This window comes from Acinetobacter sp. S4397-1 (assembly GCF_024129285.1).
Lineage (GTDB): Bacteria > Pseudomonadota > Gammaproteobacteria > Pseudomonadales > Moraxellaceae > Acinetobacter > Acinetobacter lwoffii_C.
In genome coordinates this window covers 1-10,118 of record NZ_JAMXXZ010000049.1, presented here as the reverse complement: position 1 = coordinate 10,118, position 10,118 = coordinate 1, and the positions used below count along the sequence as shown (strand labels likewise).

Genomic DNA, 10,118 nt, shown 5'->3' with positions numbered 1-10,118 from the left:
GCTCAATAGGCGCTTCAAGGCGTTCAAGTAAGGTTTTGAGTTGGGCGGAAGTATTTTGATCCAACATTGCTAACATCTCCAAGGGAGTAAATCTTTATTTAATGACGCTATTTTAAGTCAAATAACAAAATAGAGGAAACAGTTTGTTTTTATATTAATGATCGTTTTTTTAGATCAAAATATCAGGATACATTCTTTCAGTTGAGTATGGAAGTTCTAGGTTTCGCATGATTCACTCTCAATAAAAAGACAAAAATGCGCCTGATACGACGCATTTTTTATTTAGAACATTCGCTGTTCAATCTTTAAGGAACGGTTTTTGATGAGATGGGCCAAAAAAAATAAAATCAGGCTCAATATGGCGGATAAAATCGCAACCGCAATAATAACGATATGAGCAAATTGACTCAACTGCTCGGCCTGCTGTACCTGAGTAGACACACTTTTTGCCAGCGGTGTCAGACTTTTGCCATAAACCTGCTGTTGCATGGTCCAGATTTGCTCGGGTTTAAAACCATATTGCTCAAATTTGGCATCCTGCTTTTCTGCCTCAACCAGATTCAACACATAGGGTTTGGCCGCCGACAAATCTACGGGTTTATGCAATAGTGCAGTTTGGGCAAGTAAATAAGATTTTACTGGGCCTGCAATATCGGCATCTGCAAGATAACGTGCAATTTCACTGTCCTTAAGATTGCTATCGTAATAGACCACCTGCTTATAGGCATCAGCACGATCACTTTTCAGGTCATGCTGCCAATAACTCAGACCTGACCAGATCAGAATAAAAGCAATCAGCCAGCCCACAAACTTCAGCACAAAGGACTGGAAACGCACAAAAAAGAAACGGAACTTTTTGAGCAAACCGATTACAAAAAATGCGCCAATAAAGGAAGCAAAAGTTTTAAAAATCAGCCAGCCAAACCAGCTCAGCAGACTAAAAAAATAATCCGGGCTATCACCAATACTTGCTAAATTGGCATCTACACTGACCGGTAAATGCAATTGCTGAATCTGGGTAGCCAGACCAAAAAAGCCATAAACCAGTTCTTGCTGAAAGAACAGGCCAACCACTGAGGCGATAAATATAGTCGAGCTGGTGAGCCCTAACAGCATCAAATTACGTTGACGCTTTTTTAAAGCCACTACCCCTTGCTGGATGTCACGAGGTTTTAGCACATAGTCTTCTACGGGAGGCAAGCTCTACTCCTTCATAGATCAAAGCCTCACATCTGTTTTAGTCAGACTTTGATCCGCTGCTACTTGATTCAATCACCAATTGATTCAGATTATCCTGTAACGCCTTTAAACGCAGCGTAGCTTCGTTGCGTTTCTGTACACCTTCCTGTTGAATCTGAATCACATCATTCACAGTTTTAATGAGGGTGTTTTGCACATGTTCAAGCGTTTCAATATCAATCACCGAGCGCTGATTGGCTTTTGCGGTATCCACTGAATTCTGGTGCAACAGGTCAGCATTACGGCGTAACAGTTCATTGGTCGCATCATCAATGGTATTGGCCAGCTGCACACTGTTCTTTTGCTCATTCAAGGAGATGGCCAGACTGATCTGGTTTTTCCATGCTGGCAAGGTAATATTTTTAATGGCGTAAAATTTATCTACCAGCATCAGGTTGTTGGATTGGATAATCCGGATCATCGGCAAGGTTTGCATGGCAGACTGCTGCAGGACCTGTAAATCACTGATGCGTTTTTCCAGATTATTGGCCAGATGATTCAGGTCATAAATCTTCTGGGTGGTGTTCTGATCCTGTTCTAATGCAGTCAGTTGCGCGATTTCCTGCTGCAACTCCTGTTCACGTAAACGCCCGGCTGCAATATGAATCCCCAGCTGTTTATATTCATCCTGCACGCCATCAAACATTTTATCCAGGGTATCGACGCGTGCTTTCAGGCCAGACTGAGAGGTTTCAATCTCCTTGACCAAAACATCAATCTGTTCTTTGGTAGTATTGAAATGGGTATCAAAATTACCTTTCACCCCTTTAAATTTATTGATGATATTGCCCAGAAAACCTGAACTTTTTCTTTTATTTAAAATGCTGCTGGTATTGAGCTGCTGCGCCACTTGTACAACCTGATTCAGCTTTTGGCCAGTTGCATCCAGGTCTTTATTTTGCACCAGATTCAGCAGCTCATCGGTATAGCTCGAGGTTTTACTGGCAATATTCTTGCCATATTCAGCCACAGTGTTATGACTCATTTGCTGCAGCTCTTTACGTACTGCCAAAACTTCCTGAAAGTCTGCAGGCTGCAAGCCGAGCTCTCTAAGATTCATTTGCTGAAATTTTTCTTCGGCCAGTTCAGTAGAGCTTTCGGCAGGTAAATTTACTACATCAGATTTGGTCATGGTTCACCTTATATTATTATGTATCCGAGGGCTTCTCGAGTGACTTTTTTAACGTTTTAATCAGCCGGTTGCGGCTATTATCAAGTTTTTCCAGATCGCTTGTCGAGTGTTTCATCTGGCTTTGTTTGACATGATATTGCCAAGCCGGAATCAGTACCTGCTGTGCTTCCTTAAACCGGTCCAGCAAAGTATAAGACAGCTGCTGGGAAAGCTGCATCTGGGTAATGGCAATATCATTACTACTTTGCAGCGTACGCAAAGTATGCACTTTTTTAGAAAGCCGTTCTGAAAAATTATCCAGAGGATGCTGGTTCTGCACAAACTGCGGATATTCTGACAAAAACTCTTCTGCTGCCAGAATATGTCTGGCCATCTGTTCACGCAAACCCAGCAACTGCTGAAAACGCGCCTGAGATTTCTGAATCTCGACCTGTAGCTTGGTACTCAAATGAGCGGCTTGATCCAGCAAGGCATCCAGTTTTTTATAATATTCAATCTGACTGGAACCATAATCCAGATCCATCCCCAACCATTTTTGCAGGGCATTAAATTTACGCTTTTTCAGATATTTTTTTGACTCAGAGAGCATCTGAATCAACTGCTCAATGGTTTGGCTCAGTTGCCGGGTTAAATGAGGATCAACACCATTTAATAAAACAGATTGGGCCTGGATGAGCGGCTCTGCATAATGATTCAATTTATACTGATCATTCAGAAGAGGTACAAGTTCATTACGCTTGATCTTCAGCACCTGAGCAGGATCAATCGGCATGTCAGTCAAGGCTGGTAAAGCTTCAAATCTAGACATGAGCGTAGGTCTATCCTTTGTTAACAATGGGTATAGGGGGATATATTGAATGTAACAAAGAAAGAAGCAGAATTGTGTTTATTTATCCAGAAATTCGTTACAGCGCTTTAACTAAATTCATGTTTTATCTTTATTTTATTATGGTCTTATCAAGCTGGCGCAGCGCGTCTACTTATCGTCAGCAAAGTAAAAAATATGTTTTAACTGCATCAAAACCAAGGCTTTTTCTTTAAAAGAATAAAACAGGTATAAAAAAAGCCATATCACTATGGCTCTTTCTGCAACCCATCCAGAATTATAAAAAATCCCCTTCGCGTTCTGGCTGATACAGCACTTTTTCAATTTTCACTTTCATCATATGACCATCCGGCTGTGGCCATTCAATGGTTTGCCCTTCAGCCAAACCTAAAATCGCAGTTCCTACAGGGGCGACCACATTAAGCTGACCTTTTTCACCTTTGAACTCGTGCGGGTAAACCAAGGTAATTTCTACAGACTCGGTAGATGGTGCAATCGTCAATAATACGCGAGCATGCATCGTAACGATATTGCTTGGAATCTCATCCGGCTTCATGACTTCTGCACGTGCCAGTTCATCTTCCAGCGACATCATGGTCTCGCTAAGCTTCATCTGATTATCCAGCATCGTTTCCAGACGATGCAGATCCTGTTCAGATATTATAATCACTGGTTTATCCATCTTAATTACCTTGTTAAACAAATAAGTGAAGAATCTATAAAATTGAAAAAAATATATTCAACGATTTTTTAATAGTGATTTGAAATATATCTATCAAGTTCAGGACCACATAACAAGCATAATTATGTCGTCTCGAGCATTTTTTAAATCACCGGATTAAAAGCTTGCAGCCACGTCCCAGGTTGAATTCTTCAGAAAAAGGAAAGTCCAATCACGTTTAAAAGATACAGGAAATAAAAAATTTTCCCTAATAAAAAAAGCCCCCTTGAGAAGGGGGGCTTTTCTCAAGTCAGACTTATTTTGCGTAAACAGGGAATTTCGCGCAAACAGCTGCAACTTTTTCTTTCACTGTATTAATCACAGCCTCGTCACCTTTGCTGTCCAGGATATCTGCAATCCAGCCAGCCAGGTCACGAACTTCTGCTTCACCGAAACCACGAGTGGTTACTGCAGGTGTACCAATACGGATACCTGAAGTTACGAATGGAGAACGTGGATCGTTTGGTACAGAGTTTTTGTTCACAGTAATGTGAGCCGCACCTAACCAGGCATCAGCATCTTTACCGGTGATGTCTTGTTTGATTAAAGATAACAAGAAGAGGTGATTTTCAGTACCACCAGATACTACATCATAACCACGTGCGATTAATACTTCAGCCATTGCTTTAGCATTTACCACAACCTGTTGTTGATATTCCTTGTATTCAGGTGCCATTGCTTCTTTAAAGCAGATCGCTTTAGCCGCTATCGCGTGAACTAAAGGACCACCTTGGTTGCCCGGGAATACCGCAGACTGTAGTTTTTTCTCGATTTCTTCATTGGCTTTTGCAAGGATTAAACCTGAGCGCGGGCCACGAAGTGTTTTATGCGTAGTCGTTGTAGTTACGTCAGCAATTTGTACCGGGCTTGGGTAAACACCAGCCGCAACCAGACCTGCAACATGCGCCATGTCAACAAACAGGTAAGCGCCAACTTTATCCGCGATTTCACGGAAACGCTGCCAGTCCACAATTTGGCTATATGCAGAGAAACCCGCGACGATCATGCGTGGTTTGTGTTCTACCGCCAAACGTTCAACTTCTTCGTAATCGATTTCGCCAGTTTCCGGGTTTAAACCGTATTGAATCGCGTTATATGTTTTACCAGAGAAGCTAACTTTTGCACCATGAGTCAAGTGACCACCGTGAGCCAGGCTCATACCCAGAACGGTGTCGCCCGGGTTAAGCAGTGCAAGGTAAACCGCAGAGTTGGCTTGTGAGCCGGCATGTGGCTGTACGTTAGCATAATCAGCACCAAAGAGTTCTTTAGCACGGTCAATGGCCAATTGTTCAATTACGTCTACATATTCGCAACCGCCATAGTAGCGTTTGCCTGGGTAGCCTTCCGCATATTTGTTAGTCAGTTTTGAACCTTGTGCTTCCATAACTGCTGGTGAGCAGTAGTTTTCTGAAGCGATTAGCTCAATATGAGCTTCTTGACGAGCATCTTCTTGCGAAATTGCTTGAGCTAATTCTGGATCAAAGTCAGCAATAGAGATATTGGCAAACATTAGCGAGGTCCTATTAATTTAGGGCTTTTAAGCCGTGCTAAGATTGGCGCGTATTGTAGCATGAAGTTTGAGATTTTCGATCATGAACTTTATGCAGTTTGCAATAAAAATGGCTCATACCTAAAAAACATGAGCCATTCAGATAAAAATAAGTTATTGAATTGGCATTAGAGATTTTACATCTGAAATAATACTAGGAATATTCAGTGCATAGACACTACCATGATCCCATTTAGTCGCATTTGACTCATCCGTAATATAACGTACTGAAGTTTGTTTCTGCTTAGCGAGTGCAACTAAAACATCTGTTGCTGCTTTAGGAACAGTACTATCTGCTGAACCCTGATAAATAATCACTGGCGTAGAAACTTTAACAAGTAAAGGCTGAGAATCTTTTTCCAAAAAGTTCTTTACGACTGGAATACTCATAAAGTTAGTTTGAGTGCGAGGATAATTATTTACTGAGTTATTATTTGATTGTGCATAAGCATACATTGCTCTACCAAACTTCTGACCTAATACATCATAGCAATCAGTTTCTGCATTTTTCGCAATTTCATCGGTTGGCGTTTTAAAAATCTGGCTATATTGCAGATTCGGGTTCGGGTTACGCAAACCGGCAGTAATCAGTGCAGTAAAGGTATCTAAAGACGCTAAAGTTCCAATTTTTTTATCCAGATTTGTTTCTTGTCCTGCCTGTTGTTCACCTCCTGTCAAAATCAGATTGAAATTTGAAGCCGGTGCTAAAGCTACCGTACCTTTATAGGTCATCTTAGAAGCACGAGCTGCATATTGCGCAGCACCTAAAGCTGCCTGGCCACCTTGAGAATGCCCTACAGCAACCCATTGACTGGATGCTTGTGGACCTAAATAATTTCGTGCAGCCACCACCGCATCAGTAATAGAATAAGCTTCACTTTTCAGATTCAAGAAAGGATGAAGTTCTTTTCCACTCGGCTCTCCCAAACCTTCATAGTCAGGTGCCACTACAATATAGCCAGCTTGGAGAAACCCGCCAATCATGGCTTTAATATAATCATTCAGCGCTTTGCGACTCGGCGCACACTGATCAGCTACACCGGTAGTTCCATGTGCCCATGCCACAATTGGCCAGCCTGTAGCTGGAGGTGTTCCCGCGGGTGTAAAAACTAATGCAGTAGCTTGTGTTTCCTTACCATTAATTCCTAACATCTTATAAGTCATGATCACACTTTCGTCAGCGATCCCGGAGAAATCTGTCTGAGTGTAGGCTACAGGTGTGGCCACGACTGGATTATCGATATTATTTACTGGAATAGCAGGTTTGGACTCGTAAAAATGATCATTATCACTATCATCGTTACAAGCAGTTAAGGCTACACTTAATGTGAGAAGAGCACAGGTCAATACTTGACGTTTCATCGATCTTATCCTTATCTTATTTATTATCATCTCTAATGAGTTTTTCTGGTTTTATCTTTAATAAACAATAAAACCACATATAATTTCCCAACTTATCTAAACAATATCAAGCAAAGAATGCGTTATTTTTTTCTATTAAATTCGCGCCAGTTTAAATTTATGCTGAAATCAGCAAACTTTAAAATAGAGAGTTTCTTCTCTCCAGAACCATACGAATAGTCGTCATAAGTTAAAAAGCTTGCAATTAATACAGAAATAAAGCAATTCGATTGTCAGTTGCAAAATAATAATGTTAGATTTTACTCTCCTCTCTTTTCAGGAACATTTCCGACATGCAGGCCATTATTCTCGATACTGAAACCCACACCCTGAATGGTCAACCGATTGAAATCGCCTATGCGCCTGTAGAGATTGTAGACCATAAACTCAGTCTGGATAAAAGCCGACTGTTTGATCAGTTATATTCATGTGATGAGCCGATTTCTTTTGCAGCGATGGCTGTGCATCATATTTTACAATCTGATCTGGATGGACAGCCACATTACAGCAGCTTCGAGCTTCCAACAGAAACCACTTATATTATTGGACATAATATTGATTACGATATTCGTGCTCTGGAAAAATGTGGTGTAGATTCATCCAATATTAAAGCTATTTGTACCCTTGCCCTTGCTCGCCGGGTCTGGCCAGAGGCAGAAGCCCACAATATTTCCGCACTCATTTATATGATTACCAAAGGTAGTGAGCGGGCCCGTGAGATGATTCGTAAAGCACATCGCGCAGATATGGATATCATTCTTACCGCTAATATTCTGATGCATATTGTGCATCACCTGAAAATTAACAGTCTGGAAGAACTGCATGCCGCTTCAGAAGATGCCCGTATTCCACGCAGCATTAATTTTGGTAAGCATCGGGGTACAGCGATTGCTGAATTACCAGCGGACTATGTGCAATGGTTATTACGCCAGGATGAACTCGATCCTTATTTACGTAAAGCGCTGGAAAATGCAGCTGTGCTGACTTTATAACCATCAGCTAATCCTCAAAAGCGTAATATATCCTTAATATCATTGTAATTTTCACCTTCTATGCTGGTGCTTATTTAAGCAGAAGATAGATCAAGGATGTTACTTTTTAATAAGACTCAACGTGGGATGGATGTGTTACAGAATCGGTCCCTTCCCCTCACTGCACGTCAGCGCCAACTATTAGTGTTAATCGGTAGCCAAGCGTTTGACTCCTTAAATGAAGCTTCCAGACTGCATATTGCCCGTCCTGAATTATTGCTGCAGCTCTGTCAAATGGGCTTAATCACGCCGGCCGACAAGCAGGCTGTCACTCAACATCAGACCGGAACTCTTCCAGAAGTCGGGACAAAAGTAGGTTTGACAGAATCGGAGATTCATTACCGACCTTTAAGTCCTTCTCATTCTCGGGTCGCTAACGATCATGCTCTTCTATCGATAAATGAAGTGGCGACTTCTGATGACCCGATCGCCCTTTTAGAAAACTTGAATAAAAGTGCTGAAATTTTCCTTCCTGAACTACAGGCACTTTCATTTGAAGATCTGAAATATATGATGATGGATAGTTTGCAAAAACATTGTGGTTTAATGGCTAAAGAGCAAATTCAACATATTTTAAATGCTTCGAATATCCAGCATTTAAAACGCTGTCAGATGCGATGGATTACCACATTACAAGAAAGTCGAATCCATCCCCAAGAGTTAAATTATAAATTGCAGCAGATTAATTTGAGTTATCAAAAACTCCAGTCTACTGTTGATTAAGGCTATGACAGGCTCCTCTATCATTTAGTCTTTTAATCTCTTAACTCATCCTTCAAAGCAATCAGATTTAAGTGAGACAATAATATATATTTTTGATTTTATTTAGTAATTATTTTAAGAGCAAATTCAAATGCTCAAAACCCATACTTAAGCGTGATAGAAAAAACAGTTATTTACCCGCATATAACCAAGGTTTACATCCAGTTGGATCAGCTATATGCAATATTATCTAGAATTTGATACCTTCGACAATCCAATGCAGCTCAGTAAAGTAGGACACTGGGTCATCACTTTTATGAGTCCGCCTGAAGAAATAGAACATATCGTACTCGCTATTAGCTCTGTATTGCCACGGCAGCTCTGTGAGCACTTGCAACCACGCCGGGTGCTGATCCAGAAAAGCCAGATCAAGCACCATTGGCTAATACAGGGTATTGAATGTTTTGATAGCACGCTTCAGCAGGAACTCATCCTGCGTGCCGAGCAGGCTACGGCACAACATATTCTAAGCACTATTTTAAAAGAATTTGAAAAATATGAGGTTAATGTCCAGCTTAAATCTTTTTAATAGAAGATTGATTAAAATCAAAGCGCAAATTTGAACTGCTGGATGGAATATGATTTTATAGGTTTTAAACTAAATACTGGCTCACCTGATTTCTGTAAAACCTTCTTATACCAAATAAAAAACTCACCCTTATAGTGAGTTTTTTATTTCATCCAAGGTGCTAAGCTTAGAGCTCTAACGCAAACTGTTGGAGACATGAGATATGTACTCCATTTATTATTCAACTACCCGGTAAATACAACTGGACTGCTGACTTTCAAATAATAGCTCAATACTTGGTAAAATCTTCTCGCCCTCTACCACAATATGATCAATTTTTTTAACCAGATCTGTAGGAGCTTGATAATCTGTAAGTGAGCGCAATAAGGCTTTGGCATCAATAATTTTACTGTATTGATCTTTAACCTTGATATCTATCATCTTTGACATATTATTTCCCTCTTTTATTTTCCTAAGGTTTTTATAACACACTCGAACTGGCTGTTAAGCCTAAAAATGTTAGCGAATTTGGCAATGTAAACTTATTTAAACAGGAAAAAGTATAGCGAATCATTCTTTTAAAATAGGTTAACTTGTATGACAAAAATTAAAAAAACCAATTAAAAAGCTCGCATTTCTGCGAGCTCTGTGTTGGATGGCTAGTGCTAGATTTATTGTTTAATGTTAGACATCAAACTCAACTAACTGTCATTGATCCGTCCAACTAATTGGTAGCGTCGTTTGTTTTTTGACCTACCGTGAAGTTAATATAACACTCTTTTTTAAGGCTACAATAGTCTTTTACACTTCACCAAAAACAGCCATACAAGATTTTAATTGTGAATTTTTAAAAACGGATTATTAGATCTCTTTCATAAATCAAAAAACGATCTACTTTTTGCTACTTATTTGTACCAAAGAATTTTCAATATTCATGCATAATCTGCGG

The 10,118-nt window shown here is 40.3% G+C and carries 10 protein-coding genes; 3 read left to right on the top strand and 7 right to left on the bottom strand.

Going from position 1 to position 10,118, the window contains the following annotated elements; translation table 11 throughout:
* Positions 1-282: 282 nt before the first annotated feature.
* The 6 genes from NI467_RS13895 to NI467_RS13870 form a co-directional block, all read right to left on the bottom strand.
* On the bottom strand, positions 283-1,200 hold the full coding sequence (locus tag NI467_RS13895) for a hypothetical protein (protein ID WP_253153431.1): 918 nt from the start codon (positions 1,198-1,200) through the stop codon (positions 283-285).
* A 37-nt stretch (positions 1,201-1,237) separates the two neighbouring features.
* On the bottom strand, positions 1,238-2,371 hold the full coding sequence (locus NI467_RS13890; protein WP_174659533.1) for a toxic anion resistance protein: 1,134 nt from the start codon (positions 2,369-2,371) through the stop codon (positions 1,238-1,240).
* A gap of 16 nt (positions 2,372-2,387) precedes the next feature.
* The gene (locus NI467_RS13885) at positions 2,388-3,179 is read right to left on the bottom strand and encodes a tellurium resistance protein (RefSeq protein ID WP_253153430.1); all 792 of its coding nucleotides are present in this window, start codon (positions 3,177-3,179) and stop codon (positions 2,388-2,390) included.
* Positions 3,180-3,474: 295 nt separating this feature from the next.
* Positions 3,475-3,879: a nucleoside diphosphate kinase regulator gene (gene rnk / locus NI467_RS13880; RefSeq protein WP_151204661.1), complete on the bottom strand. Its 405-nt coding sequence runs from the start codon at positions 3,877-3,879 to the stop codon at positions 3,475-3,477.
* 295 nt (positions 3,880-4,174) lie between these two features.
* Positions 4,175-5,428, bottom strand: coding sequence for a serine hydroxymethyltransferase (gene glyA / locus NI467_RS13875; protein ID WP_151204662.1), 1,254 nt, complete (start codon positions 5,426-5,428; stop codon positions 4,175-4,177).
* A 153-nt stretch (positions 5,429-5,581) separates the two neighbouring features.
* A complete protein-coding gene (locus tag NI467_RS13870) occupies positions 5,582-6,829 on the bottom strand; it encodes a S9 family peptidase (protein ID WP_253153429.1) in 1,248 nt (415 codons plus the stop codon).
* Positions 6,830-7,161: 332 nt separating this feature from the next.
* Between NI467_RS13870 and NI467_RS13865 the strand changes: the two genes are divergently transcribed.
* The 3 genes from NI467_RS13865 (at position 7,162) to NI467_RS13855 (ending at position 9,190) form a co-directional block, all read left to right on the top strand.
* Positions 7,162-7,860: an exonuclease domain-containing protein gene (locus tag NI467_RS13865; protein ID WP_253153428.1), complete on the top strand. Its 699-nt coding sequence runs from the start codon at positions 7,162-7,164 to the stop codon at positions 7,858-7,860.
* A 96-nt stretch (positions 7,861-7,956) separates the two neighbouring features.
* Entirely contained in the window at positions 7,957-8,622 is a 666-nt protein-coding gene (locus NI467_RS13860) for a hypothetical protein (protein WP_253153427.1), read from the top strand.
* Between the two features lie 217 nt (positions 8,623-8,839).
* Positions 8,840-9,190 (top strand): hypothetical protein, encoded by a 351-nt coding sequence (locus NI467_RS13855; RefSeq protein WP_253153426.1) that lies wholly within the window; start codon positions 8,840-8,842, stop codon positions 9,188-9,190.
* A 216-nt stretch (positions 9,191-9,406) separates the two neighbouring features.
* Here NI467_RS13855 and NI467_RS13850 read toward each other — a convergent pair whose 3' ends face one another.
* Positions 9,407-9,619 (bottom strand): hypothetical protein, encoded by a 213-nt coding sequence (locus tag NI467_RS13850; protein WP_151204667.1) that lies wholly within the window; start codon positions 9,617-9,619, stop codon positions 9,407-9,409.
* Positions 9,620-10,118 lie beyond the last annotated feature (499 nt).

Excerpts from the sequence above, each read along its gene's own strand:
- NI467_RS13890 (WP_174659533.1), bottom strand. The coding sequence starts at position 2,371 with ATGACCAAATCTGATGTAGTAAATTTACCTGCCGAAAGCTCTACTGAA.
- NI467_RS13885 (WP_253153430.1), bottom strand. The coding sequence starts at position 3,179 with ATGTCTAGATTTGAAGCTTTACCAGCCTTGACTGACATGCCGATTGAT.
- rnk (WP_151204661.1), bottom strand. The coding sequence starts at position 3,879 with ATGGATAAACCAGTGATTATAATATCTGAACAGGATCTGCATCGTCTG.
- glyA (WP_151204662.1), bottom strand. The coding sequence starts at position 5,428 with ATGTTTGCCAATATCTCTATTGCTGACTTTGATCCAGAATTAGCTCAA.
- NI467_RS13870 (WP_253153429.1), bottom strand. The coding sequence starts at position 6,829 with ATGAAACGTCAAGTATTGACCTGTGCTCTTCTCACATTAAGTGTAGCC.
- NI467_RS13865 (WP_253153428.1), top strand. The coding sequence starts at position 7,162 with ATGCAGGCCATTATTCTCGATACTGAAACCCACACCCTGAATGGTCAA.
- NI467_RS13860 (WP_253153427.1), top strand. The coding sequence starts at position 7,957 with ATGTTACTTTTTAATAAGACTCAACGTGGGATGGATGTGTTACAGAAT.
- NI467_RS13855 (WP_253153426.1), top strand. The coding sequence starts at position 8,840 with ATGCAATATTATCTAGAATTTGATACCTTCGACAATCCAATGCAGCTC.
- NI467_RS13850 (WP_151204667.1), bottom strand. The coding sequence starts at position 9,619 with ATGTCAAAGATGATAGATATCAAGGTTAAAGATCAATACAGTAAAATT.